The following is a 26,535-nucleotide window of genomic DNA, read 5'->3' as shown; positions in this document are numbered from 1 at the left end:
ATCAATTAATTGGTAACATGACTATTTTTTGGAATGCTGGGCGAGCTTGTAACTGCTGATACCAGCGTTCCAGATGTGGGAATTCAGGCCTGTCAGTCGCAAGTTCTCGCCAAGGATAAAATAGCGGAGCAATTGCGATATCGGCTATACCAAATTTATGGCCAGAGAAGTATTCTTGTTGGGCTAAGGCTTCATCGGCTATTTGCAATAGCTGTTCAATATTTTGATATATTTTAATGACTTGCGTGGGGTCTCGTTGTTCGACAGGGACACGAACAATTTTATTCATCATCTCTTTAATTACTGCAAATAAATTGGCGCCAGACCAATCCATCCACTTATCTGCAGCTGCCATATCTTGCGCATCGTTGAAGATTAATAAGTGAGATTGGTCATATTTTGCAGTAAGGTAACGTAAAATTGAGTTTGATTCCCACAAGGTAAAACGCTCATCCTGTAACGTTGGAATGGTCGCATTAGGGTTCATTTTACGGTATTCGGGTGTATCTAGACCACCAAAAGGCCCCCCCACTTCTTTGCTCTCATAACTAAGATTTAGCTCTTCTAGACACCAGAGCACTTTTTTGACATTTGATGAATTTTTACGGCCCCAGACAATCAGCATTTTTGCCTCCCGTTAAGAAATAATAAACAATCAATTGCAGTAATTGATTGTTGCAGAAAAGTGTTAAATAAATCGTGTTCACACGGTTTAGATATCAGAGATGGTAATTAACCCTCTTTGGGCTAATTGAGTCTCTTTTACTTAACTGTAACTCACTGTATTTGTGATAAACACTTTCTTAAGATAGTGTAAACCTATAATAGGAACAATCTTTATTCATTCTTGATGGTGTCTGTGGAAAAAAAGTCCTATATTAATAAGGAATTAAACTAAATTTAGTATTTTGTTAAGGAGTAATTGATGTTCAAAACAACACTGTCGATGAAAGTCCGATGTTTGACTACAGGGATGAGTCTCTTTTTTGCTGCCAATATTTGTGTTTATGCTGCAGAGGTTCCTGTTGCTCCGCAAATTGATGCCAAAGCATATGTATTGATGGATTATGACAGTGGTAAAATTTTAGCGGCTAGTCATCAAGATGAGCGACTTGATCCAGCTAGTTTAACCAAAATTATGACTAGCTATGTGATTGGTCAGGCGATAAAAGCGGGAAAAATCACGCCCGAGGATATGGTAACAGTTGGAGAGGATGCATGGGCAACGGGAAATCCAGTGTTGAAAGGCTCATCATTAATGTTTTTAAAACCTAAAGATCGGGTTTCAGTGTTAGATCTTAATCGAGGAATTGTTATTCAGTCGGGCAATGATGCCAGTATTGCTTTAGCGGATTATGTGGCTGGTAGCCAAGATTCCTTTGTTGGATTGATGAATAATTATGTTAAAACATTAGGCCTAAAAAATACCCATTTTAAAACAGTGCATGGGCTAGATGCCGATGGACAATACAGTACTGCGCACGATATGGCGATATTAACCCAAGCGATGCTCCGTGATGTGCCTGACGAATATGCCTTACACAAAGAGAAAGAATTTACCTTTAATAAAATCCGTCAGCACAATCGTAATCGTTTATTGTGGTCGCAAAATTTAAATGTTGATGGGGTGAAAACTGGCCATACGAGTGGTGCGGGGCATAATCTTGTCGCATCGGCGACAGAAGGTCCAATGCGTCTTATTTCGGTGGTATTAGGTGCTCCTAGTGATAAAGTTCGTTTTTCTGAAAGTGAAAAATTACTAACGTGGGGTTTTCGTTTTTTTGAAACAGTCACTCCAATTAAAGCAAATGATACGTTGGTGACAGAAAAAGTTTGGTTTGGTGATCAATCTACTGTGCCATTGGGCGTCGAAAAGGATGCGGCAGTAACGATACCTAAAGGCCAATTAAATAATTTAAAAGCCAGTTTTGAATTGACAGATCCGGTACTCGAAGCCCCATTAACTACAAATCAAGTAGTGGGAACGGTCAATTTTATGTTGAATGATCAAATCGTTGAACAAAGACCATTAGTGGTTAAAGAAGCTGTCGAAGAAGGTGGTTTCTTGAGTAAAATTTGGGATTATGTCGTTAAGACCGTGAGTGGCTGGTGGAATTCTATCTTTAGTTAATGAATAGTTATTAATTTATTTTAGTATTATTTATATTAAAGCCTTTTATATCAATATCTAATATAAAGGGCTTTTTTATTTGTATATAATAATTAGCGAGCTATTTATTATATTACCCTATTAATGTTGTTATCAAATAATTGCAGACAAACTTCAATTGTATTATTTGCTAATTGATATAATATCATTTCCTAATCGTTAATTTGGAATAAATATTTTATGTAATAATTAAATATGTTATATAAATTAACGTTTATTAAACCATAAAACCTCTTAAAAAAAACAATACAAGGATTGTATTATGTCAGCGAACAGTAAATTACAAGACAGAATTAATGAATTAAAAAAGAGACAACCACAGGATACTATTGGCGGTAATAAAGTCCAAGGCGGTTCTGTAACGAATTCTGGCAGTAATACTGGCGTTATGTCTGGTGGTGATGCTACTGATGTCGGGAGTGGTGCTGGTGAAATTAAAGGAGGGAACTCAGTCAATGAAAATGTAAATAAATCAATTATGCTTGGTGGAAATGTTCATAATATTGGGGTAAACCAAGGAGACGTAGAAGGGGGGTTAAGTCATAATCGTGGTCTTAATAATGAAATTTTAGAAGCTGGTTCAGCAATTAATGAAAAAGGTGCGGTCAATGATAAAGACTCTTTTTTACAAGGTGGTATGGCCTATAGAGACTTACAAACGGGCATGAAAGAGTATAAAGAAATTCAGTTTATCCTCGATGCTGAGCTGACAGAAATAGAAAATAAAAACAAACAAATCAAAAAGTTGGAAAATATTATTCAAGAAAAAGAATATCAATTTTCACTGCAAAAAGAAGATTCAGCCTCGACACAATCTAAATTAGATTTTATTACTAAAGATTTAGATAAAACCAGAAAGCAATTAAGCCAAGTTAAATTAGAATGTAGGAATAAAGAAATAGAATTAATTTCATTAAAAAAAGAATTGGAAAATAAAGCTGGTGATATTTTAAAATTAGAAACCGGCCTACAAATTAAAGGTAATGAAATTGATCTCATTAATAAAAAGTTTTTAAGTGAGCGAAATGAAGCTAAAAAATTAAGAGAAGAATTAAGTGGTAAAAAAAATGAAATCAAGAAATTAAAAGATGAGTTAGAAAATATTAGCTTTAAATTAGATATTAATGAGCAAAAAATTGAACAAGATAATAAGTTAGTTAATGATAAATTAACTGAAAAAGTAGAGCGTTTGAAAAATGAATTATGTTATAAATCAGAAGAGTTAAAAGAAAAAGAAAAACAAGCCGCCGAGATTAAAAACGAATTACAAGATATTAGAAACAAGCGTAATGATCTTAAAGTATCTTTGGAAAGAGAGAAATTAGAGCATGGAAAGACCACGCTTGAGCTACAATCGATTAAGACTTCTAATGCGCATTATATTGAGAAATTAGGTCAATTAGAAAAAAATCTTAAAGTAATTAAAGATCAGTCTGAGAATGGACAAACGACAGTCACCGAGTTAAAAGATCTTAAACCTCAGCAACTTATTGAATCGAGCCTAAAAACTGAAACCATGAGCCGTGAAGAATCAGCGAGCACGATAACAGCAGGTGGAGCAAGAAATATAGGGATTAACACCGGATCTATTCAAGGTGGAAATAGCTATAGTGTGACAAACCAACAAATCGATATTTCAAGCGCAGAGATAAACGTTGATGTGGATGGTAAAGCGATAGAGGGACTGGCGAATGATGTCGCTGGCGGATTAATTAGTAGCATTAGTTGCTTCAAAGAAGAGTCTCAATCGGCTGTAGCCCAGTTACATGCCGGCGTTCAAGATATTAAAACTGAAGCAGTATCAATTATTACGGACATTCAATCATCATTTAGCCGTATTTTTTAAGCCTTAATCAGTTCTCGGTAGATTAAAATTACCGCTAAAAATAACCAGCCGATCGTTCTCAAAGAGATAGGATCGGCTGATTTTAGGTCAATTAATTAATCACAGCTGACAATTTTAATGGCTAATCCACCTTGAGAAGTTTCACGATATTTTGAGTTCATATCTTTACCTGTCTCATACATGGTTTCTATTACTTTATCTAAGCAGACTCGGGGATCGCTCACTCGGCGTAGAGCCATGCGTGCTGAGTTGACCGCTTGAACTGCAGCAATGGCGTTACGCTCAATACATGGTACTTGGACTTGCCCGCCGACGGGGTCACAGGTTAAGCCTAAGTTATGTTCCATTGCAATTTCTGCGGCGACACATACTTGTGCCGGGCTACCGCCCATTAATTCGGTTAATCCTGCCGCCGCCATTGAACAGGCGACGCCAACTTCGCCTTGGCAGCCAACTTCTGCGCCTGAAATAGAGGCATTCATAATATAAAGAGAGCCAATAGCTCCAGCAACCATTAGAAAACGGGTATAAGAGTTTTCATTAATAGGGCGAATAAATTTATCATAATAAGATAATACGGCTGGAATTATGCCACATGCGCCATTAGTTGGTGCGGTAACGACACGGCCACCGGCTGCATTTTCTTCATTAACTGCGAGTGCAAACATATTGATCCAATCGACAACAGCCATAGGATCGGTATTGGTACTATCGCTGGTGACTAACATTCTACGCAGTGCAGAGGCACGACGAGGTACACGTAATGGACCTGGCAAATGACCTTCGGTATTGACACCACGTTCCACTCCGCTTTTCATCACATCCCAAACAGCGGCTAAATGCGCTTGGATTTCTTCTCTGCTATGCAGCGCTAATTCGTTTTTCATCATTAACGCAGACAGTGAAAGTCCAGTTTCGCGGCATTGGCGTTGAAGATCAGCGGCTGAAGAATAAGGATAAGGGATTTGAACCGCTTGGGCTTCTTTTTGACCAAAATGTGCCTCATCAACAATAAAGCCACCGCCAATGGAATAATAGGTTTTTTTATAGACACAGTTATCAGCCTGAAATGCACTGATAGTCATACCATTTTCGTGCAATGGTAAATTAGTAAAATGGAAGTTCATCCCGCCATTACGAGGGAAATCAACTTGATGCTTGATAGCACCTAAAGGTAATTTTTCAGTTTGTTCGACAGTTAAAATAAACTGAGGGATCGCATCAATATCTACAGTATCAGGTAAGTTACCAGCTAATCCCATAATAATAGCTGTATCTGTAGCGTGTCCTTTACCGGTTAATGATAGTGAGCCATAAACATCGACGGCAATTCGGTCTATTGAGGTTAATAAATTTTCGTTTATTAAATCATCAATAAATTGCTTACCTGCTTTCATTGGACCAACGGTATGTGAGCTAGATGGACCAATACCAATTTTGAAAATATCGAATACACTAACCATATTTATCGCTTCCTATCTAAGGGCGTCAATATTTCTATGTTGAAAGTACTTGGAATCACAGATAGGGGATAAATGACGGTCTCAAGGTGAGAATGAGAAATAGCAACCCTGAGAGTAGACCTATCTATCTTCAAGTTGTAGAGACTGCAGCTATTTAATTATTTTATTTTTAATTACTGGCACCTAACTTACTTTTTTACTGGTTCGCAGATTGGAAGTTTATCAGGTGCCATGGTGTATTACTTTGCTACGGGATAGATATTTATCATCATAGAAGTAAGGATCGCCACAAATTACATAAATAATTTATAAATGGCGGCTGAAATAGCGACTAGCCCCATAATTACAATAAAAATATTACTTAATTTGCCTGAATATTTTTTCATTGCTGGGACTTTGCTAATAGCATACATCGGCATCAGGAACAGTAAGATAGCGATAATTGGACCACCGAGACTTTCGATAATATCCAGTACACTTGGGTTTAATGTTGCAACAATCCAAGTGGTTATCAGCATAAAAATAGCTGTTCCGCGGTTTAGTTTGCTGACATTAACCGTTTTACCTTTTGCTCGGTATGCGCGTTCAACTAATCCATTAAATCCTTCTCGTGCGCCTAAATAGTGACCAAGGAATGATTTGATTATAGCAACGAAAGCGATAATTGAAGCGGCAAATTTAATAAATGGTTTATCAAAATAACTGGATAAATAATCGAGAATACTAATATTCTGTGCTTTAGCTAATCTTAGGTCATCTGGTGATAGTGTAAATACACAGCTGAAGACGAAAAACATCACAGTGAAGACCATCAGAATATGTGCAGAAGCTAAAATACGTGAACATTTTTGTTCTGCTTCATCACCGTATTCTTCACGTTTGGCGACGGCAAAAGCGGAAATAATTGGCGAGTGGTTAAAAGCGAAAACCATCACTGGAATAGTTAACCAAATAGTGACCAGCATGCTTTGACTATTTACAGCATCACTTACGCCAGAGAACGATAATGTATCCAGTACTGCACCATTCCAATGTGGGATCATATACAGTGAAAATATAAGCAGTACAGCAATAAAAGGAAACACCAGCATACTCATGGTTTTTACAATATATTTTTCGCCAAGAGAGACGATAGCCATAATGCTGCCAACCAGAATTAATGCTAATAGCCAGCGTGGCGGTGCATTAAATCCGAGAAGCTCGGTAATAAATTTTTCTACGTTATTGGTGATAGAAACGCCATACACTAACAAAATAGGATAAATAGCAAAGAAATAGAGCAGAGTGATCCAGTTCCCTGCCGTACGACCAAAATGCTCTTCAACAACTTCTGTAATATCGCCATCTGGTTTTGAACCGGATAAAACAAAACGGCACATACCACGGTGGGCAAAGAAAGTCATAGGGAAAGCTAAAACAGCCATTAATAAGACTGGAATTAATCCACTCATTCCCGCATTAATAGGCAGAAATAATACGCCAGCGCCAATCGCTGTACCATACAGACCTAACATCCATACGGTATCTGTTTTACGCCAAGCTTTACTGTTCTCAGCGACTGAGCTGCTGATGGAACCAACTTGAGTTGTATCCATAATGTTCTCCGAAATTAAAGCCAAAAAATAAAATAAAATAAAAAACGATTGGGTATAGCGTTCAATTTTTACATAAAACAGATTAATATTTGTATTTGAGTATTAAATAACCAAATGAATAAAGTATCAGTTATTTATCTCACCTAACAAACTTATTGAAAATAATTAAAATGTTGATTGATTTTCAATCAGTTTTGTTGTTTTTATATATTAATTTGAATAATGGATTTCGAAGCCGCTAATCTATAGTTTTTTAGAATAAAATGCCGTGATCTTGCTCTCAAAAGCCGAATGTAACCATATAAGTCTATAGAAAGCAATATTTTATGAAAATGTTAATAAAAATGAAGTGAAAATATAAATTTAATATTTTGATTTGGTATAAAGAATAATAAATTTATCATTTATAGATGTTTATTTTTAATAGTAGAAGTAAATGTTATTATATTAATAAAATTTAAAGTTAGCTTTGATTTATGCTGTAGTTAATATTGATTAAAATCAAAAAATGAATTTTAAGCTTAATTTTTAACCTGGGAAATATAACTAATCATATGATTATAATGGAATTTATAATCTATGGTTATTATTGTGCTATTCAGGGGAGTAAGTTATTTCATTCATTCAATAATTATATTGTATTAATAATAATCGAATAGTATAAGATTTTAGGCTAGTGATTTATTTGGTTTAAAAATTGTAAGAAAATATAATAATTAATTTTGTTATTTTTTTGTTATTGATTTTTGAAAAGTAAAATTTATCTATTTTATACTAAGGCCGCGACAGTGATATAAATTAGTCAGATTATTTTTTCGTTATCCAAAGGATTACCAAAGGATTAAATACGGATATTTAATTATCCGTATTTAATTGAAGATTACTTATTGTAGAATATTTATTCTTGAACCCATCCTTTTCGGATGAGTGGTGCAAAAATTAGACGATAAATCTTAATTAGTTTAGGTAATACATATGTACCGATAACCATCCATAGAATTTGGGTGATACCACAGGCAATAATGGCGAGAATAAAGCCACCTATCATATCTAGAGGCCAGTGAACTCCTAAGAAAATACGAGACCAAGCTATAGCGATCGCGGGAATAAATAAAATTAAGCCAAACCATTTTCTAAGCCAAAATAATGCGGCAAAAGCAAAAGTAAAGACCAAGGTACCGTGATTACTAGGAAATGAAGGTGTTGGTGAATGATCGAGAAAATTAGTACCAATTCCCATCATAAAAGGACGATCATGTGGAGCGATAGCCCCAATTAAACCTGAGATGGTTAGGCCAACAATCAAGGCAATGGCAGTTTTACACACATAAGTGCGTTGCTGCGGCATATTATTAGTTGCTCCCCATAGCCAGCAAGCCGCCACAATTATCGGAAAAATTAAAATTAGACGTTTAGCAATAAAAATTGCTAATGCTAATGTCCCCTCTGCAGTATCGGGGGTTGCATTAATCATATTGAATAAATTCAGGTTGAATTCTTCTAACACGGTATAAGCCTCACAGAAAAAATACCAGTTTGTTTCACAAACGTAGAGGCCAGAGAGTAATAGCTCTTTTGGTATAGGTAAAGTCTCTTTATCTAATAATTATGTTATAAAATAGAGAGACTGTTCTTTTTATATGAAAATGACGCAATAATTATTGATTAATAACCAAATTATTGGTGAATATGATGGGGAAGTTATTATGTGGATACAAAAAGAATTGCAATTAAAGCCTCGGTCTCGAGGCGTACATTTGATCACTGAGGCTATTATTTGTCAACTTCCTGAATTAGCAAATATTAATATCGGAATGATGAATGTTTTTATCCAGCATACTTCTGCGTCATTAACTATTAATGAAAATGCAGACCCAACAGTAAGACAAGATTTTGAAAGTTACTTCAATCGAGCCGTTCCTGAAGATCAAGCGTATTATTGCCATAATTATGAGGGCAGTGATGATATGCCGGCTCATCTTAAAACCAGTATTTTAGGTTGTAGTCTTAATATTCCAATTAGTCGAGGGCAACTTAATTTGGGTATTTGGCAGGGAATATATTTATGTGAACATCGAGATAATGGTGGTGCTCGGAAAATTGTAGTTACGTTATATGGCGAGTAATGAGGATTAGATAACTTAATTGGTTGAGGTGATTGAGATTAGCTATGTAGTCAAGAGTGATATGATAGTCAAGAATGATATTGGCGTGTGTATTTTGAGCAAATAAAAACCCGATAGTGTGAAAACCATGAGGGTAAACTATCGGGTTCGTCAATATTCGGACATTAAAGAAAAGCAGTGGCACTTATTCAGACTGTAGTCTTTCAAGAAAGTTCATTCAATAAGCTAAATTTTATGTATTACTTATGATATAACCAAAAGCGTAGCATCTTTTATTGATTGATACTTGTGTTAGTACGGGATGATTAAATGGATAAACTAACAGAAGATGGATATAACACGGCTGGATATAGGGGTTATAGTAAAAATAAAGGAAATTATTAGGTTGCAGTCAAAATTACACCGCAACCCGAATGATATATTAATCAGTTATTAATTGAACAGGTTTAAATGTTCTTTAGCATAGGCTTCGAAATCAGTACAACCGCCGATGTGTTTTTCATCAATAAAAATCTGAGGAACAGTTTCTACTGGTTTACCAACGGTTTTTGATAAATCAGCTTTAGAAATACCTTCAGCTTGAATATCAACATAACGAAAATCAAAATCGTCACGATCATTTTTCAGTTTTTCAGCTAATTCTTTTGCGCGGACACAATATGGGCAACCAGGACGACCAAAAATTACTGTAAACATAACTTCTCCTAAATGAAATTCTAATAATCTTGCGATTAAGGTACTTGCTACTATTTTATGCGATAGCAAATTTTATTCTATCGCTATTTTAAACTGAACAATAGTTACGATCTATTTATCTACTATGCCTGTGAATGGATGGAAAAAAAAGTAGGTTTTACCTTTTACTCTTATTGTTTAAAATTATAGCTAAATTAAACAGCATCTATTTTTATAAATATTTTTTGAGGATTTTATCAATAAGATACCCATATTGTATTGCAATGCTTAGCTGAAACTGCAGTCAACAGTGATTTTGTGGTTAGTTTTAAGGTATAGTGTGCAAAAAATATGAGGATGATATGAATAAAAAACAGCCACAAATGATGCGTTCACTTTCTGATATGCCTAAAATAGTGCTTATATTAGAAGCTATTGGGATGCTGATTTTAGTTTTCGTTTTTTTGGCGATGAATGATTACGTTAGTTTACCCGCGTTTTTAATGTCACAGAGTGCGTTTGTTTCGCTGGTGATGGTAGGGGTTGGTTGTTTAATGCCGGCTGCTGTGAACATTGTTTGGCGAGCTATTCATAGTTTAAGTTTTATTGGGATTGATAATAAAAAATCGACAGAAGAAAGAAATAAAAGCTCTAAAAAACGCCCATAGCAATAATTAAAATAATATTGAGTAGATAAACTAACATATCTAGCGATTTTTTATGTTTTTTGCGCTTTTAGCATAGCGAATTAGTCCATAATTCCGTAAGCTATGCACTGGCTATTTTGAGTTGAATAAGGTTAATTTTCATGGAATCTATTTGTTACCCGGACATCACCAAGCTGCGTGAGTGGCTAGACCAACTCAAAACTTCTTATTTTGAATGTGATGCTTGTTCCGCGCTTCATTTACCGCATATGCAAAATATTGATGGTATCTTTGATGCTAAATTAGATATCTTGAATAATGTATTAGTGTTGTCGGCATTAGCTGAAGTAAAGCCAACCGCTATTATCACGTTATTAGCCAATATTAGTCAGATAAATGCGAGTTCTTTAACCGCCAAAGTTTTTCTTGAAATAAATGATGAAAATCTGCCTAAGTTAGTGGTTAGTCAATCGTTCTCTTTAGACGCGGGTATGACATACAATCAATTCAATCATTTTGTACAACAAGCTGAAGATCAGATTTCATCGATTATTTTTGAAATTCACAGTAATAATTTACTCTATTCTAATCGTGAAGATATGGAAGAAATTGATGAAGAAGAACCTGATAATTCAGACAGTCAGCCGGTCATTATTCATTAATTAATCTTCTTATTCTTTTACTTTACGCTGTAATAAATATACGGTGTGAAAAATATACAGTGGGTATGTGTCATTCTTATCAGTGGCTTAATATCCATATTGAACAATAAGTTGGGCAAGAACAGGCTCAACTTCAAGTCGTGTTTACTGCTTGAAGACCCATCAGTTTTTTCTCCGATTACTAGCCCTAAGTATATTTTTCGTAACAAAGCTAAAATGATAATTTCTGACAGCGGCGAAAAAACTGGTGTTGGGTATTATTCAGCGTTAAAACCTTTTATCGCATGACTAGGGTAGGGCAAGACTCACATCATATAATATTGAGTGTAGAAAGAGCGAGTTAACATAATTCTAGCCACTGAAGGCAAAATTGATAGTCGGATCATGCTGCGCTTTGTTTTGCGTTTAGAAAAAAACGTCCCTCAGTTTATTCGGCTCATTTTATCTTAGTGACAGCTACAATTATCATAATGAGTGGTTATTTCTACCAATATTCAATCTGTACGCATGGTTATTATAGAAGGTGTGTAAGAAAGGCTGCTGACTGACCAGCAGAAGAATAGACCAAGTGTTAAATGTTACTGAAATGCGAGATCTTTTTTTGTACTGTTTGATTCTATCTGTATGGCGAACAATCTAAAACGAGTTTAACCGGGATTAAAATTAATCAATCCGTGATTAAAGGTACATGTCAATCTGTGACATAAATTGGTTTACAGGATATTGATTTTTAAGTTTTTGATTCAATCAGATTCACTACTGTAAAACATAAAGTATCTGAATTAATATTGATGAATCTGCCGCGCCGAGATGTTGGACAAATGTTATGCAATTATCTGGCTACTCTGTGTCCTGCTTATTTTTTAGATCCCAGTTATAATGCACAAATAATAGCCAACGGTATTGGTCGGCTGTACAGCTATTAGATCAAGCAAGGGCCGTTATTTAATATCTAGCGCTATGGGTTGTTAAAAAGTATTAAATTATATTTGGTGACACTCTCGGCAATAAAAAAGATGTATTCACGCATCTTTTTTATTGCCGAGAAAACAAGGTATTTAATCTGCGATATTAATTGCTGTATACACATCAATCTCGGTATTCAAATGCCAGTGCTCGGCGCTCAATTATCCGCATAATTAAGGTCAGTAACGCGTTGACACACAAATAAATAATCCCTGCTGCCACAAATACCATCACATCATAGGTCTGCCCAAAGACTAAACGGCTATAACCCATAACATCTAACAAAGTAATTGTACTGGCGAGCGAGGTACTTTTAAATATCAGTACCACTTCGTTAGAATAGGACGATAGAGCACGTTTAAAAGCATAAGGTAAGATGATCCGCATGGTTTGTAATTTAGACATTCCCAGAGCCTGACAGGATTGCCATTGACCGGCTGGAATCGCTTTTACTGCCCCATGAAACAGCAATGTGGAATAAGCGGCACTATTTAGCGCTAATGCGACCATCGCACAGATCCAAGGCGTTGAAATTATTTCCCATAATTGGGGATAATTTTTTAGTGATTCAAACTGGCCCGGTCCGTTATAGATTAGGAAAAACTGCACTAATAAAGGTGTACCGGTAAATAGCGTGATATAAACTCGAACAATGTGTGAAATTACCGGTGTTTTTAATGACAGTACCAGTGTAAATACAATAGCTAATATAAAGGCAACAAACAGCGCACTGAAGGTTAACGACAGACTGGTCGGTAAGCCCGGTAACAGAGAGATAATTAAATCAATCATTTAGCGCTCTCCCGCTCAAAACGTGTGGTATGTAACTCAATACGTTTAAGAATGAATTGACTGAAAAGCGTGATGGCTAAATAAATTAGTGCCACGATTGAATACCAAGTAAAAGGCTCGTGTGTCCGATTCACTATACTGGTAGTTTGTAGCATGAGGTCATTAACGCTGATTAATGAAACTAATGCGGTATCTTTTAATAATACCAACCATTGATTACCTAACCCCGGTAAAGCATGCCGCCACATTTGCGGCATAATATAACGAAAGAAAATCGTTTTTTTATCTAACCCAAGAGCAAAACCTGCTTCCCATTGACCATAAGGAACTGATTTTAAAGCACCGCGTAAGGTTTGAGAGGCGTAAGCTGCATATAATAAAGATAAGGCAATCACCCCGCATACAAATGGAGTAACATCAAACTCGCCACTTTCTGCGAAAAATAGGCTAGGGTCGATTTGCAGCGTTGTCTGCCAGAAGCCGAGATTTAACTCAATTCCGTCACCCAACAGCATTACCATTTGTAATGTGCCGTAGTAAACGAACAGCACTACCAATAGCTCCGGCAAACCACGGATCAGGGTGACCCAGCAAGTGCCTAAAAATGCAATTGATTTGAATCTAACCGATTCCCATGCCATAAAGAGCATGGCAAGGATCAGACCAAGTATCAGTGCAGAAATAGCAAGGCCGACGGTTAAACCGGCGGCGCTGATTAAAAATAGAAAATTACTCATTAAACTCGTCGACTATTATTCAAACCATTTTTTATAGATGACGTCATAGGTACCGTCCGCTTTGACTTCTGACATTGCTTTATTCAGCTTGTCTTGCAAGTCTTTGTTGCCTTTACGTACCGCAATACCGAGACCGATACCGAAGTATTCAGGATCCGTGACTTTATCACCCACCACGGCGAGATTTTCATTACCTTTTGCTTTTAACCATTCATCAGCCACGGCTGTATCACCGAAAACTGCGTCAATACGTCCACTTTGCAGATCTAAAATAGCTGCTTGATAGTTATCATAAGGCACGGTACTCATATCTTTTAGCTGTTCCATGATATATTTTTGGTGCGTTGTACCGTTTTGAACTCCAATTTTTTTGCCTTTTAACTGAGCCGGTGACGTTATTTTATCTTTAACCGCGATGAACTCAGCGGAGTTTGCATAATAAGTGTCGGTAAAATCGACTTGTTTTTGACGATCTGGCGTAATATCAATACCGGCCATTAATGCGTCAAAGCGACGGAATTTTAAGCTAGGAATTAAGCTATCAAAGGATTGATGAGTAAAGGTGCAAGTGGCATTAATTTTGTCACACATTGCATTCGCTAAATCAACATCAAAGCCGACGATTTGATTGTTGGCATCAAACATTTCAAACGGCGCATACGTCGCCTCTGTTGCAAAGCGGATTGTTTCTTTTTCTGCCGCAGTTGCAGATAACGTCATGGCGCCAAGTAGCGCTGCTAATAATATTTTTTTCATCGCTAATTCCTGTATCGATTAATGTGATAAATAGTTTGCAAACGCTTCAGTATGAGGTGCTGTGAAGTGGCTAGCATCTCCTTGCTCTATAATGTGACCATTTTCCATATAAACCACTTTACTGGCGGCTTTACGGGCAATTTCCACTTCATGAGTGACGATCACTTGTGTAATGCCTGTCTCTGATAATTCTCGTATTATATCAACAACTTGAGCTGTGATTTCTGGATCTAGTGCCGCCGTAGGTTCATCAAATAACAGGACCTTAGGCTCCATCATTAACGCTCGAGCAATCGCGACTCGTTGTTGTTGTCCACCGGAGAGATGCAGTGGGAAACGTTCAGAAAACGGTGATAAACGTAAGCGGCTGAGCAATTTTTCTGCTTTGGCCCGGGCTTCCTGGCGAGATATTTTTAATACTCTGCAAGGTGCTTCAATTAAATTATCCATTACCGTCAAATGCGGCCACAAATTATATTGCTGAAAAACCATGCCGACATTTTGACGTAACATGCGAATAGCTTTGGCATCAGGTTTAGCTGTAAAATCAAAATGTTGATCCGCAATATTAAGCTCACCGGAGCGGGGCATTTCAAGTAAATTGAGTACCCGTAGCAAAGAACTTTTTCCTGCGCCACTAGGACCGAGTAAAATCATGGTCTCACCTGCGGCACATTCTAGGTTGATATCAAACAGTGCCTGATGAGCACCATAGAAACAGTTTATGTTTTTTAATTGAATACTCATGCTAATATTCTGAATGGCTATAATCTAGTAGAGATAGTAATCTCATGGGAATAATTATGCAATGTTTCATGCATAAAAAGTTAATTATTCTGCTTAAATTAAGCATTATCAACATGTTCAGTCGATAAACTATTCTGTTTTTTCTGCTTGTCACGGGTAAAAGCGAGTTCACTGATACGCTTTGCCATGCCTTTAAATATGAATAGATGAGCAGGCATCATTGCAAACCAATAAAGTAATCCACCAAAACCAGCAGGATGCCACCATGCGCGCACATCAAGAGAGCGACGTTCACCGCTGTCATGGATAGTAAAAGTGAGCCTACCAAGCCCCGGTGCTTTCATACCAAAAAGTAAGGTTAACTGTTTTTCTGGGTCGATATTAATAACTCGCCAGCCGTCAATCATATCGCCAACTTGTAATTCTGGGCGATCAGGGCGGCCATATTTTACTTTATTTAGCATCATATCATCCATAACCGCACGAATTTTCCATAATGAATTAGCGTAAAAATAACCTTCTTTTCCACCGATTTGCTGGATAACCTCCCACAAGGATTGGCTTGTAGCTATCGTGCCTATGGTAAATCCTGCTTGCTTGGGATAAAAACCATAACCCGGACGCCAGCGTTTTTTAACTTCAGGATGGTATCCCCAATCTGCGGTATCAATCGCTTCAGCTTCTATCGCCAAGGTCATCCGCGTTGCTTCATCAAAAGAGAGGAGTTGTTGCGGGATCAATTTTCTTAATTCAGCATCGTTGGCAGGCAAATCATGCTGTAGTCCTTGAATCAACTCTTTAGCTATCGATGGAGAAACAGAGGTGACCAGACTTATAAAATGAGTTGAAATCATACTCACCGGAATTGGGATTGGGATCAGTAGACGACGCTTACCACTAATTTTGATAAAGCGTTTAAATAATTCTTGATAACTGAGATATTCTGGGCCACCAGCATCAAAAATACGGTCTTCTGCTGTAGGGTGAGAAATCAGTTCGGTAAGATAGTAAAGGATATTTTGCAATGCTATAGGCGCTGATTTAGAGCGAACCCAGCGTGGTGGCGTAAGTATGGCTAAGTTATAAACCATATCACGCATAATTTCGAAAGCCGCAGAGCCGGAGCCGACAATAATTGCAGCGCGAACTTCAGTTACTGGGACATTGCTTTCGCGCAATATTTCGCCTGTCAGGCGTCGAGCGACTAAATGTGGAGAATAAGCATGCCCATGTTGCAAGGCACTTAAATAGATAACTTGTTTTACATTGGAATTATTCAGTGCCTGTTGCACATTTAATGCTGCGGCACGTTCGTGCTCAATTAGATTGACCTGATCTGCCATGCTGTGCACCAGAAAATAGACAATATCAATCTCTTTCATGATGTCGATAAGGGTCTCTGGCGCATGGAGGTCGACATACAGGCAACGAGTGTCAGTCCATCCTTGAGACAGCATCCAGTCGACTCGTCGCGCACCAGCTGTTACTTGGTGGCCTTGCTTAATCAGCTCAGGGACTAGATTTTGTCCAATATAGCCACTGGCGCCCAAGACTAAAATACGTTGTCTGTTATCCATCAATCCTCACTATTTATTAAGACTAAACCCGCAGGATGAGCATTGTGACCGAAATTTTGGTTATGTAAAGAATGCCATTAGAATGGGAGTCACTAAACTGAGCACAAAGCCGTGTACAATAGCGGCTGGAACAATAGCGACACCGCCACTGCGTTGTAATACGGGTAAGGTGAAATCCATCGATGTTGAGCCACAAATACCTAATGCGGTTGAACGGAAGCGATTAACCATAATTGGGATCAACATAATGGCCGCTAGTTCACGGAATAAGTCATTGAAAAATGCAGCACTGCCAATGACAGGGCCATAAGCATCAGTCATCACAATTCCGGTTAATGAATACCAACCGAATCCTGATGCCATAGCTAAGCCCAATTTGGTGGGTAAATCGAGTAACCATGCGGCAATAATCCCGCCAGCGAGTGCGCTTATGGCCATTATCAAAGCAATAATGGTACCGCGCCGATTAATTAAAATTTGGCGAATACTCATGCCGCTATTACGCAGTTGAACTCCGACCAAAAATAACAATAGCATCAGCGCAACTTGGCTGCCTTTATCGGCGTAAGATAAAAATTCCCAGCCACTTAGCCCGAGTAAAAAGCCCAGCAGTAATACGCCACATAATTGCAATGATTCAAAAATCATTTTAATTCTAGAAGGTGGTTTAGCCTGTTTATGCCGAGGTACTTTCCAAGGATCCATTTTATCAAGCAATAATAATGCGGCGAGATTAAGAGTAAAAATACAGATAAAAAAGGTAACGGCATAAATTAAAATAGAAACTAAATGCTCACTTAAATTTTCTAATAGGGAAAGCGTGATCCCCATTAAAAATAAAATAACATAAACCATCGAATTAAGAAGTCGATGAATAAATTCAAGCCGTTTTTGATTTTTAATTGATAAACAATAGCCTACCGCCAACGGTAATAGAATGATAAGTAATCCTGAGTACATGGTGCATCCTTATTAGCCGTTATACTTCACGTTGTTTGGGCGTCATTTACGACAGCCGAACGATAATATTCAATTATTGGGTGGTTGATTTAATTATTAGGCGCTGATGATTAAAAATAGCTCAAATAACTAAAAAAAACAGATTAACTATTTTATAACACTCTCTCACGATGCTCAACCTAGCTATCTCTGCTTCTGATTAAATCGGTTTATTTATTCTGTAACAAGTAAATTGTTCAATAAGTAACGTTTTAATATATTTTGGATAGGTTAAGAGACAAATATTATGGTATTACTGGAGTAATATATTGATTTAATTTACGGAATGTCACTTAGTACCGGCTTCGCCAAGTGCCGATGAATTACCAAGTCTAGGTTTGACGTCTTTTTAGTATTGTGATCATGTAGGCCAGATAGACGCCAATTCTAAACAAAAATAAGAAGAGGGAATATATGTATCTGGAACGAGTGGAAATCTATGGTTTTCGAGGAATTAACCGGCTCTCCTTGTCATTAAATAATAATACCGTGCTGATTGGTGAAAATGCGTGGGGTAAATCGAGTTTATTGGATGCATTAACTATTTTGTTATCACCAGAAAAACAATCGTATCAATTTAGTCTCTCAGATTTTCATCATCCTGCTGGAGATGATGCTTCTCGTTTTCGTAATTTACACATTATCCTTAAATTCTGCGAAACTCGTCCTGGTCGTCATCAATCATATCGTTTTCATAATCTTTCATCGGTCTGGGTGGATAATGGTGATGATTTAAAACGTATTTTTTATCAGGTCAGTGCAGAGCTGGATGATGATAATAATATTAGCGTTAAACGTAATTTTTTGAACAGTGGCGGGAATAAGTTATCTCTCGATAATCCTAATAAATATATAAATGAAATTATTCGACTTTATCCGGTATTGCGTTTACGAGATGCGCGTTTTTTACCAGATTTAAAATCCGACGTCATTACTAAAGGTCCGGAAATACGCCGCGAAAACTATAACGAAAAAATGCAGCAATTGACCAAAGAGTTGGTTAATAATCCCCAAAACTTATCTGATGATGAGCTTAATGAGGGGATAGATGCCATGCAGCAGCTATTGGGGCACTATTTTGCAGAGCAGGGAAGTTATATCTTTACTCGGGAATTGCGTCAGGTTGAGCATATTGAACCTAAGCGCCGAGGTTGGAATGCACTGAGCAATATTAACCGGATTATTGCTAAACCGAATCAACGTAATATTCGGCTGATTATCTTAGGGATGTTCTCTTCTATGTTGCAGTCTAAAGGCAATATAACGTTAGATAAACATGCGCGGCCACTAATTATTGTTGAAGATCCTGAAACTCGCTTACATCCTATTATGTTGTCGATAGCTTGGGGATTGCTAAATTTATTCTCATTACAACGGATAACCACAACCAATTCTGGAGAGTTATTATCGCAAGTACCCATTGAAAACTTGTGTCGATTAGTGAGAGATTCAAATAAAGTTTCGGCCTATCGTTTACGTGACAATGAGTTTACGGCGACTGAATTACGGCGTATTTCATTTCATATTCGCTTTAATCGCCCTTCAGCCTTGTTTGCTCGGACATGGTTATTAGTTGAAGGTGAAACCGAAATTTGGTTAATGAATGAATTGGCTAAACAATGTAATTATTATTTTGATACAGAAGGCATTAAAGTTATTGAATTTGCTCAAAGTGGTTTGAATCCATTGTTGAAATTTGCGACTAAAATGGGGATCGAATGGCATACGTTGGTCGACGGTGATGAGGCGGGTAAAAAATATGCGGCTACCGTGAAAAGTTTTGCTGAAAAAATGGGCGATCAAGAACGGGACAGGCTAACTAAATTATCAGCGCCAGATATGGAGCATTTTTTATATCGAGAAGGTTTCAGCCAAGTTTATCATGATGTTGCTGGTATTCCGGATAATGCCAAATTATCTATTCGTCGAGTAATTATCAAAGCTATTCAGCGGGCGTCTAAACCTGATCTGGCGATTGCAGTGGTAAATCGAGCCGCTGAAAAAGGATCTGATTCAATTCCTGTTGTATTAAAAAATATGTTTTCTCGTGTAGCATGGTTGGCACGAGGAAAAGCGTAGGAATTATTTACTGCCTCAATAGGCTATATCGATTATCCTCGCTCGTTAAAATCTCTAAAGGGTCACTTCACCGTGGGTGATTCTATTTTTCCCCATTAATGGAATGAGTATTAATGAAAATCTTTTACTATAAAAAAACAATAATTGTTTTAATTGTTTTGGTATTAGCCATTACTGGCCATTATTTTTGGTCAAAAACATCAACGGATATCCATTATCAAACGGTAGAGGTAACGCGAGGTTCTCTTGATAAACAAGTGATGGCGACTGGAAAGTTAGATGCCGTTAGTAAAGTGGATGTGGGTGCTCAGGTAAGTGGGCAATTACAAAAGTTGTATGTTAAAGAAGGTGATAAAGTTAAACAAGGGCAATTGCTTGCGGTTATTGATCCACAAAAAGCTAAAAATGATGTGACGGAAGCGCAAGAAAATATCCATGAATTAGAAGCAAATTTGGCATTAGCTAAAGCTGAACTCAAATTGGCGAAAACCACTTATCAGCGCCGACTTAATTTAGCACAAGCACAGGCTGTCTCTCGCCAAGAACTTGATGAAGCTCAAACGGATGTTGAGGTTAAAAAGGCACGAGTTGATACTTATTTAGCTCAAATTAAACGCTACCAAGCGACATTAAATACGGCTAAAACTAATCTGGAATATACCAATATCACTGCACCAATCGAAGGTATTGTTACGCATATTAAAACGTTACAAGGACAAACGGTAATTGCGGCTCAAGAAGCACCAACGATTTTAACCTTAGCCGATTTAAATACCATGCTGGTCAAGGCCGAAGTTTCTGAAGCTGATGTGATTTACTTACAACCGGGACAAAAGGTGTCATTTACTGTTCTGGGTGCGCCAGAAAAAATATTTACTGGCCAATTAAAAGATATTTTGCCAACTCCCGAAAAAATTAATGATGCTATTTTTTACTATGCTCAGTTTGAAGTTCCCAATCCTCAACAGCTATTAAAATTACAAATGACAGCGCAAGTAAAAATAGCCTTAGACAGCCGTGATAATGTGCTGTTATTGCCATTATCTGCCTTAGGTGAACAAATTGACGAGCAGACTTTTAAGGTAAATGTTCTTAAAGAAGGGCACGCGGTTGAGCAACAAGTTACTGTCGGTGCGCGTAATGATGTAGTGATTGAAATTACCTCTGGCTTAAATGAAGGGGATAACGTTATTACTAGCAGTGGTGTAGAGGGATAATTATGGCTGGGTTACTGGAGCTAAAAGGCATAACCCGTTGTTATCCTGCGGGTGACTCAACGATTACGGTACTGAAAGATATTTCATTGAGTATTAATGCCGGAGAAATGATTGCTATCATTGGTCAATCAGGCTCGGGTAAATCAACGTTAATGAATATTCTTGGTTGTCTCGATAAGCCAACGATAGGGGAATATTGGGTTAATGGACAGAATACCGCGGCATTAGATAGCGATCAATTAGCGGCATTACGGCGTGAACACTTTGGCTTTATTTTTCAGCGTTATCATTTGCTCAGTCATTTATCGGCTGAGCAGAATGTTGAGATCCCCGCGATTTATGCCGGTACAGCCAAAGATCAACGTCGCCAGAGAGCGATTAGCCTGCTTAATAAATTAGGTTTAGAAAGCCGAATTGCGTATCGGCCGGGGCAATTATCTGGCGGACAGCAGCAGCGTGTGAGTATTGCTAGAGCGCTAATGAACGGTGGACAAGTCATTTTAGCAGATGAACCGACAGGGGCATTGGATAGCCAGTCGGGTGAAGAAGTAATGAAAATACTGAAAGATCTTTGCGCGCAGGGATATACCGTGATTATTGTGACCCATGATCCTAAAATCGCGGCGCAGACTCAGCGGATTATTGAAATCAAAGACGGTGAAATCATTAATGATCCCGGACATGCACCAACAGATCATCATGTTATTTTACCCACCCCGATTCAAAATAAAACGACCATAAGCCAAATATTCGGCCGATTTAATGAAGCATTATTGATGGCTTGGCGTGCCATGGTGGTTAATAAAATGCGTTCCTTATTGACCATGCTAGGAATTATTATTGGCATCGCCTCCGTGGTTTCGATTATGGTGATTGGTGATGCAGCCAAAGGGATGGTGCTGAACGATATAAAAGCCATAGGAACTAACACTATTTCTGTTTTCCCCGGGGAAGATTTTGGCAGTGATGATCCTGAAAATAAACAGGCGCTAAAGCCCGCAGATGTACTCGCTTTGGAACAACAGCCTTATGTACAAGCGGTCTCTGGTGTTACTGAGGGGGCAGCGAGATTACGCCACGGTAATTTAGATGCATCTGGGCGAATTCAAGGTATTAGCCGTAATTTCTTTGCGGTATACGCAGAAAAGTTCTCTGAAGGAATGAATTTTACGCCAGATATGATGAAGAGACAGGCTCAGGTGGTTATTATTGATGCTAATGTTAAGCGCCGATTTTTTGCACATCAAAAGAATGTGGTGGGTGAAACCTTATTAATTGGCAATATGCCGGCGACAATTATTGGCGTATTGGCAGAAAAGAAAAGCATATTTGGGGCTGCTAATTCATTAGAAGTTTGGTTGCCGGACACTACATTCAGAAGCCGAATTACTAATCGTCCTTATATCGATAATATCGTGGTCAGAGTAAAAGATGGTTATGATGTTAAAAGTGCTGAGCAACAATTGATACGCATATTAACCTTACGTCATGGTAAAAAAGATATTTTCACTTATAACATTGATACCTTTATTAAGACCGCAGAAAAAACCACCCGTACGATGCAATTATTTTTAACGCTGGTGGCGGTTATTTCATTAGTTGTTGGTGGTATTGGGGTTATGAATATTATGCTGGTGTCAGTTACTGAGCGTACGCGTGAAATTGGTATTAGAATGGCGGTCGGCGCACGAGCCAGTGATGTTATGCAGCAATTCTTAATTGAAGCGGTATTAGTTTGCTTAATTGGCGGAGTATTAGGTATTGGGCTCTCTTATGGCATTGCATTATTGGCGCAATTAGCATTACCAAGCTGGCAATTAACATTTGATCCTATGGCGCTGATTACGGCTTTTATTTGCTCTACAGCAATTGGAATTATTTTTGGTTTTCTGCCTGCACGTAACGCAGCGAAACTTAACCCTATTGATGCGCTGGCGCGGGAATAAGTTGGGGCATCTATATATTGTGAGCTTACAGTTAAGCTGCATTATTAAGTAAGCTGTATTCATATAATCTGTACTCTCAGCGTAAAAACATGTACAGCAAGGCATAAATAGTAAAGTACGGGATATACAGCACATACACAGGAATATTTTTAAAAATTAGCAAAGGTTATAGATTAGTCTGTTTTATTCCTAAAGCTAAAAAATACCCCAGGTAGCTTTTTCTGGGGTATTTTTTAAGTTTTATACTATCACTGAACCGAGCTATTTCTGATCATTGTCCATTTTAGTCTTTAACGGCTCATTATCGAGTGGAATAATAAGGCTGGCATGATTACCTTTAGGCCCTTGGTTTACGCTGAAGTTAACTTGCTGACCTGCTTTCAGGGTACGATAGCCATCCATTTGAATACTGGAATAGTGAGCAAAAATATCATCGCCGCCGTCCGTTGGGCAGATAAAACCAAAACCTTTTGCGTTATTAAACCATTTAACTGTACCTGTCTCCATACATCGTCCTTCGTCATCAGATTTGTTGATTAACGTTTAGCGTAAACATCATGCAAAGAATAAGTGAAATTACCCACATATCTGTTCACAAAATATACTGTAGAGCAATTGGTGCTGACGTCAAGTGATGAAATAGCGCTTTTATCTTTAAATGACTAAATTTTGATGTAGCTAACGATATTCAGCATTTTATGAGTTAAATGCATATGGTAACTAATTGATTTAAATAAAATTAAATGCTAAATAATATAGTCTAGTTATAGCTGAAGGCTAAATAACCATGATACACAGTTATGTTGGCCGTTATGATTGTCTTTTAATAGGAATCATCAACAAGAAAGGCTATGCTTAAGCAGATAAACTGAATACTGAGCAAGATAGCAATGAATGATTTTTTGAATTCGTTTAAAACGGATATTATTTATAAAGACGAGACTGAACAGGTTTTACAACCACCTTCAATGTATAAAGTTATCTTGAATAATGATGACTATACACCGATGGATTTTGTGGTTGAGGTATTACAAAAATACTTCTCTTTTGATGAAGAACACGCTACACAGATAATGTTAGATATTCATTTTAAGGGAAAAGGCATTTGTGGGATTTTTACTGCTGAAGTTGCAGAAACCAAAGTAGCACAAGTCAATACCTATGCCCGTGAACACGAATATCCGCTGCTTTGCACAATAGAGAAGGTCTAATCTGAATACTACTACCTTTGGAGGTGCTTATGCTCAATCAAGAATTAGAGCTTAGTCTTAACGTCGCTTTTGCTAAAGCAAGAGATAACAGACATGAATTTATGACTGTGGAGCACCTTTTGCTGGCGTTACTGAGCAATACATCTGCGCGTGAAGCGTTAGAGGCTTGTAAGCTTGATTTATCCGTGCTCCGCCAAGAGCTGGAACATTTTATTTCACAAACAACGCCTTTATTGCCTGAAAATGATAATCGTGAAACTCAGCCAACACTCAGCTTTCAACGCGTACTTCAGCGGGCCGTGTTTCATGTTCAATCTTCTGGTAAAGAGGACGTTACAGGGGCGAATGTCTTAGTCGCTATCTTTAGCGAACAGGAGTCGCAGGCGGCTTATCTGTTACGTAAACATGATGTGAGTCGTTTAGATATTGTTAATTTCATTTCTCACGGTACAGTGAAAGGTGATGAAGACGATAGTTCTGATGGCCAGGATATTTTCGGTGCTCAGGCACCTAACGAAGAGCAAACTAGTGCTGATGATCGGATGGAGAATTTTACCACCAACTTAAATCAGTTAGCACAGGAGGGGAAAATAGACCCTCTAATTGGTCGTCAAGCTGAATTAGAAAGAACGATTCAAGTATTGTGCCGGCGGCGTAAAAATAATCCGTTATTAGTCGGCGAGTCTGGCGTGGGTAAAACAGCGATTGCTGAAGGACTGGCTTGGCGTATTGAACAAGATGATGTTCCTGAGGTTATGAAAGGCTGTACGATTTATTCGCTAGATATCGGTTCACTATTGGCCGGAACTAAATATCGTGGTGATTTTGAAAAGCGCTTTAAAGCATTATTAAAAATGCTAGAGAAAGACAGCAAAAGTGTGCTATTTATCGATGAAATTCACACGATTATTGGTGCCGGTGCAGCATCAGGTGGACAAGTTGATGCGGCAAATCTGATTAAGCCGTTGTTATCTAGTGGGCGTATTCGAGTGATTGGTTCTACAACTTATCAGGAATTTAGTAGTATTTTTGAGAAAGATAGAGCACTTGCACGTCGTTTCCAGAAGATTGATGTTGTTGAGCCAACGGTAGCAGAAACCGTACAGATTATTAATGGATTACGGACTAAGTACGAACAGCATCATGATGTACGTTATACCGCTAAAGCGATTAAAGCTGCGGTTGATTTATCAGTCAAATATCTCACCGATCGTCATCTGCCTGATAAAGCCATTGATGTGATTGATGAAGCTGGAGCACGTACTCGTTTAATTCCAGTAAGTCGGCGTAAAAAAACTATTGGCGTACCTGAAATTGAATCTGTGGTTGCTCGTATTGCTCGTATTCCAGAGAAAACAGTCTCTTCGAGCGATAAAGACCGATTAAAAACACTGGACGCTCGTTTAAAAATGCTGGTTTTTGGTCAAGATGAAGCGATTAACGCATTGACTGAAGCGATAAAAATGAGTCGTGCTGGGTTAGGGCAAGAAAATAAGCCGGTGGGATCATTCTTGTTTGCAGGTCCTACAGGGGTCGGTAAAACAGAAGTAACGCTTCAACTAGCTAAAGCCTTGGATATTAAGCTATTACGCTTTGATATGTCTGAATATATGGAAAGACATACGGTAAGTCGCTTAATTGGGGCGCCACCAGGCTATGTAGGCTATGATCAAGGCGGATTATTGACCGATGCTGTAATTAAGCACCCGCATTCGGTTGTCTTGCTGGACGAGATTGAAAAAGCTCATCCCGATGTCTTTAACATCTTGTTGCAAGTGATGGATCATGGGACATTAACCGATAATAACGGGCGTAAAGCAGATTTTCGTAATGTAATTATCGCTATGACCACTAATGCAGGGGTGCAAGAAACCCATCGCCGTGCTATTGGTTTTGCCGATCAAGATAATTCTACCGATGCGATGGCTGAAATTAAACGTACGTTCACGCCAGAATTCCGTAACCGACTGGATGGCATTATTTGGTTTAATTCATTATCTACGGAAATTATTTCTCAGGTCGTGGATAAATTTATTGTCGAGTTGCAAGCCCAGCTGGATGAGAAAGGCGTTTCTCTGGAAGTGAGTCAAGCAGCTAAGCGCTGGTTATGCGCTAAGGGCTATGACAAAGCAATGGGAGCACGCCCTATGGCGCGAGTTATTCAAGATAGCCTGAAAAAACCACTAGCAAATGAGCTACTGTTTGGCTCATTGGTTAATGGCGGATCGGTCAGTATTGATTTGGACGAAGATACCAGCAAACTGACTTACCATTTCAGTAGTGTATATAAATCGGATCCGGAAGGCGCTGTTTTCTAGCCGAAA

General features: G+C 38.0%; 22 protein-coding genes. 10 read left to right on the top strand and 12 right to left on the bottom strand.

The features are described 5' to 3' along the window. Position 1 precedes the first annotated feature (1 nt). The gene (locus M992_RS12875) at positions 2-625 is read right to left on the bottom strand and encodes a glutathione S-transferase family protein (RefSeq protein ID WP_053908969.1); all 624 of its coding nucleotides are present in this window, start codon (positions 623-625) and stop codon (positions 2-4) included. 300 nt (positions 626-925) lie between these two features. On the opposite strand from M992_RS12875, the gene M992_RS12870 reads away from it, so the two are divergent. Then, the gene (locus tag M992_RS12870; protein WP_053908968.1) at positions 926-2,131 is read left to right on the top strand and encodes a serine hydrolase; all 1,206 of its coding nucleotides are present in this window, start codon (positions 926-928) and stop codon (positions 2,129-2,131) included. Positions 2,132-2,432: 301 nt separating this feature from the next. Next, complete coding sequence (locus M992_RS12865; RefSeq protein WP_053908967.1) at positions 2,433-4,016, top strand: coiled-coil domain-containing protein; 1,584 nt, start codon at positions 2,433-2,435, stop codon at positions 4,014-4,016. A gap of 95 nt (positions 4,017-4,111) precedes the next feature. Here the strand turns inward: M992_RS12865 and M992_RS12860 are convergent, their stop codons facing one another. The 3 genes from M992_RS12860 to ybjG all read right to left on the bottom strand — a co-directional run bounded on the left by M992_RS12860 (position 4,112) and on the right by ybjG (position 8,581). Beyond that, the gene (locus M992_RS12860; protein ID WP_053908966.1) at positions 4,112-5,479 is read right to left on the bottom strand and encodes an L-serine ammonia-lyase; all 1,368 of its coding nucleotides are present in this window, start codon (positions 5,477-5,479) and stop codon (positions 4,112-4,114) included. 293 nt (positions 5,480-5,772) lie between these two features. After that, positions 5,773-7,074, bottom strand: coding sequence for an HAAAP family serine/threonine permease (locus tag M992_RS12855; protein WP_053908965.1), 1,302 nt, complete (start codon positions 7,072-7,074; stop codon positions 5,773-5,775). 898 nt (positions 7,075-7,972) lie between these two features. After that, positions 7,973-8,581 (bottom strand): undecaprenyl-diphosphate phosphatase, encoded by a 609-nt coding sequence (gene ybjG, locus M992_RS12850; RefSeq protein WP_053908964.1) that lies wholly within the window; start codon positions 8,579-8,581, stop codon positions 7,973-7,975. Positions 8,582-8,780: 199 nt separating this feature from the next. Here ybjG and M992_RS12845 point away from each other — a divergent pair, with 199 nt between their 5' ends. Further along, positions 8,781-9,200, top strand: a complete 420-nt coding sequence (locus M992_RS12845; protein WP_053909094.1) for a secondary thiamine-phosphate synthase enzyme YjbQ — start codon at positions 8,781-8,783, stop codon at positions 9,198-9,200. A 432-nt stretch (positions 9,201-9,632) separates the two neighbouring features. Here M992_RS12845 and M992_RS12840 read toward each other — a convergent pair whose 3' ends face one another. Then, a complete protein-coding gene (locus tag M992_RS12840) occupies positions 9,633-9,896 on the bottom strand; it encodes a GrxA family glutaredoxin (protein WP_047256678.1) in 264 nt (87 codons plus the stop codon). Positions 9,897-10,237: 341 nt separating this feature from the next. On the opposite strand from M992_RS12840, the gene M992_RS12835 reads away from it, so the two are divergent. Beyond that, positions 10,238-10,543 (top strand): YbjC family protein, encoded by a 306-nt coding sequence (locus M992_RS12835; protein WP_053908963.1) that lies wholly within the window; start codon positions 10,238-10,240, stop codon positions 10,541-10,543. A gap of 140 nt (positions 10,544-10,683) precedes the next feature. Beyond that, positions 10,684-11,184 (top strand): YbjN domain-containing protein, encoded by a 501-nt coding sequence (locus M992_RS12830; protein ID WP_053908962.1) that lies wholly within the window; start codon positions 10,684-10,686, stop codon positions 11,182-11,184. Positions 11,185-12,273: 1,089 nt separating this feature from the next. Here the strand turns inward: M992_RS12830 and artM are convergent. The 6 genes from artM to M992_RS12800 form a co-directional block, all read right to left on the bottom strand. Continuing rightward, entirely contained in the window at positions 12,274-12,942 is a 669-nt protein-coding gene (artM, locus tag M992_RS12825; RefSeq protein ID WP_053908961.1) for an arginine ABC transporter permease ArtM, read from the bottom strand. Continuing rightward, positions 12,939-13,679, bottom strand: coding sequence for an arginine ABC transporter permease ArtQ (artQ, locus tag M992_RS12820; protein WP_053908960.1), 741 nt, complete (start codon positions 13,677-13,679; stop codon positions 12,939-12,941). The genes artM and artQ overlap by 4 nt, the downstream gene beginning before the upstream one ends. A 15-nt stretch (positions 13,680-13,694) precedes the next feature. Then, the gene (gene artJ / locus M992_RS12815) at positions 13,695-14,435 is read right to left on the bottom strand and encodes an arginine ABC transporter substrate-binding protein (RefSeq protein ID WP_053908959.1); all 741 of its coding nucleotides are present in this window, start codon (positions 14,433-14,435) and stop codon (positions 13,695-13,697) included. An 18-nt stretch (positions 14,436-14,453) separates the two neighbouring features. Beyond that, a complete protein-coding gene (gene artP / locus M992_RS12810) occupies positions 14,454-15,182 on the bottom strand; it encodes an arginine ABC transporter ATP-binding protein ArtP (protein WP_047256684.1) in 729 nt (242 codons plus the stop codon). Positions 15,183-15,280: 98 nt separating this feature from the next. Beyond that, positions 15,281-16,759: a DUF2867 domain-containing protein gene (locus tag M992_RS12805; protein WP_053908958.1), complete on the bottom strand. Its 1,479-nt coding sequence runs from the start codon at positions 16,757-16,759 to the stop codon at positions 15,281-15,283. A 60-nt stretch (positions 16,760-16,819) separates the two neighbouring features. Beyond that, positions 16,820-17,719: a LysO family transporter gene (locus tag M992_RS12800; protein ID WP_053908957.1), complete on the bottom strand. Its 900-nt coding sequence runs from the start codon at positions 17,717-17,719 to the stop codon at positions 16,820-16,822. A gap of 453 nt (positions 17,720-18,172) precedes the next feature. Between M992_RS12800 and M992_RS12795 the strand changes: the two genes are divergently transcribed. The 3 genes from M992_RS12795 (at position 18,173) to macB (ending at position 23,000) form a co-directional block, all read left to right on the top strand. Beyond that, positions 18,173-19,837, top strand: a complete 1,665-nt coding sequence (locus M992_RS12795; protein WP_053908956.1) for an ATP-dependent nuclease — start codon at positions 18,173-18,175, stop codon at positions 19,835-19,837. A 113-nt stretch (positions 19,838-19,950) separates the two neighbouring features. Further along, positions 19,951-21,054 carry a macrolide transporter subunit MacA gene (gene macA, locus M992_RS12790; protein ID WP_053908955.1) on the top strand — a complete coding sequence of 368 codons (1,104 nt, stop codon included), beginning with the start codon at positions 19,951-19,953 and terminating at the stop codon, positions 21,052-21,054. Between the two features lie 2 nt (positions 21,055-21,056). Beyond that, positions 21,057-23,000 (top strand): macrolide ABC transporter ATP-binding protein/permease MacB, encoded by a 1,944-nt coding sequence (macB, locus tag M992_RS12785; protein WP_053908954.1) that lies wholly within the window; start codon positions 21,057-21,059, stop codon positions 22,998-23,000. Between the two features lie 261 nt (positions 23,001-23,261). Here macB and cspD read toward each other — a convergent pair whose 3' ends face one another. After that, positions 23,262-23,507, bottom strand: a complete 246-nt coding sequence (cspD, locus tag M992_RS12780; RefSeq protein ID WP_053908953.1) for a cold shock-like protein CspD — start codon at positions 23,505-23,507, stop codon at positions 23,262-23,264. Positions 23,508-23,890: 383 nt separating this feature from the next. Here cspD and clpS point away from each other — a divergent pair, with 383 nt between their 5' ends. After that, positions 23,891-24,211, top strand: a complete 321-nt coding sequence (gene clpS / locus M992_RS12775) for an ATP-dependent Clp protease adapter ClpS (protein ID WP_053908952.1) — start codon at positions 23,891-23,893, stop codon at positions 24,209-24,211. Positions 24,212-24,240: 29 nt separating this feature from the next. Continuing rightward, a complete protein-coding gene (clpA, locus tag M992_RS12770; protein ID WP_053908951.1) occupies positions 24,241-26,529 on the top strand; it encodes an ATP-dependent Clp protease ATP-binding subunit ClpA in 2,289 nt (762 codons plus the stop codon). Positions 26,530-26,535 lie beyond the last annotated feature (6 nt).

It is taken from the genome of Moellerella wisconsensis ATCC 35017, from assembly GCF_001294465.1.
GTDB lineage: Bacteria > Pseudomonadota > Gammaproteobacteria > Enterobacterales > Enterobacteriaceae > Moellerella > Moellerella wisconsensis.
The sequence above is the reverse complement of the archived record's forward strand: the minus strand, read 5'-3'. Positions and strand labels throughout refer to the sequence as shown.

Excerpts from the sequence above, each read along its gene's own strand:
- M992_RS12800 (WP_053908957.1), bottom strand. The coding sequence starts at position 17,719 with ATGTACTCAGGATTACTTATCATTCTATTACCGTTGGCGGTAGGCTAT.
- artQ (WP_053908960.1), bottom strand. The coding sequence starts at position 13,679 with ATGAGTAATTTTCTATTTTTAATCAGCGCCGCCGGTTTAACCGTCGGC.
- M992_RS12865 (WP_053908967.1), top strand. The coding sequence starts at position 2,433 with ATGTCAGCGAACAGTAAATTACAAGACAGAATTAATGAATTAAAAAAG.
- M992_RS12855 (WP_053908965.1), bottom strand. The coding sequence starts at position 7,074 with ATGGATACAACTCAAGTTGGTTCCATCAGCAGCTCAGTCGCTGAGAAC.
- artM (WP_053908961.1), bottom strand. The coding sequence starts at position 12,942 with ATGATTGATTTAATTATCTCTCTGTTACCGGGCTTACCGACCAGTCTG.
- M992_RS12840 (WP_047256678.1), bottom strand. The coding sequence starts at position 9,896 with ATGTTTACAGTAATTTTTGGTCGTCCTGGTTGCCCATATTGTGTCCGC.
- artJ (WP_053908959.1), bottom strand. The coding sequence starts at position 14,435 with ATGAAAAAAATATTATTAGCAGCGCTACTTGGCGCCATGACGTTATCT.
- cspD (WP_053908953.1), bottom strand. The coding sequence starts at position 23,507 with ATGGAGACAGGTACAGTTAAATGGTTTAATAACGCAAAAGGTTTTGGT.
- M992_RS12875 (WP_053908969.1), bottom strand. The coding sequence starts at position 625 with ATGCTGATTGTCTGGGGCCGTAAAAATTCATCAAATGTCAAAAAAGTG.
- M992_RS12845 (WP_053909094.1), top strand. The coding sequence starts at position 8,781 with ATGTGGATACAAAAAGAATTGCAATTAAAGCCTCGGTCTCGAGGCGTA.
- M992_RS12830 (WP_053908962.1), top strand. The coding sequence starts at position 10,684 with ATGGAATCTATTTGTTACCCGGACATCACCAAGCTGCGTGAGTGGCTA.
- M992_RS12860 (WP_053908966.1), bottom strand. The coding sequence starts at position 5,479 with ATGGTTAGTGTATTCGATATTTTCAAAATTGGTATTGGTCCATCTAGC.
- clpS (WP_053908952.1), top strand. The coding sequence starts at position 23,891 with ATGAATGATTTTTTGAATTCGTTTAAAACGGATATTATTTATAAAGAC.
- artP (WP_047256684.1), bottom strand. The coding sequence starts at position 15,182 with ATGAGTATTCAATTAAAAAACATAAACTGTTTCTATGGTGCTCATCAG.
- macA (WP_053908955.1), top strand. The coding sequence starts at position 19,951 with ATGAAAATCTTTTACTATAAAAAAACAATAATTGTTTTAATTGTTTTG.
- macB (WP_053908954.1), top strand. The coding sequence starts at position 21,057 with ATGGCTGGGTTACTGGAGCTAAAAGGCATAACCCGTTGTTATCCTGCG.
- M992_RS12835 (WP_053908963.1), top strand. The coding sequence starts at position 10,238 with ATGAATAAAAAACAGCCACAAATGATGCGTTCACTTTCTGATATGCCT.
- clpA (WP_053908951.1), top strand. The coding sequence starts at position 24,241 with ATGCTCAATCAAGAATTAGAGCTTAGTCTTAACGTCGCTTTTGCTAAA.
- M992_RS12805 (WP_053908958.1), bottom strand. The coding sequence starts at position 16,759 with ATGGATAACAGACAACGTATTTTAGTCTTGGGCGCCAGTGGCTATATT.
- M992_RS12795 (WP_053908956.1), top strand. The coding sequence starts at position 18,173 with ATGTATCTGGAACGAGTGGAAATCTATGGTTTTCGAGGAATTAACCGG.
- M992_RS12870 (WP_053908968.1), top strand. The coding sequence starts at position 926 with ATGTTCAAAACAACACTGTCGATGAAAGTCCGATGTTTGACTACAGGG.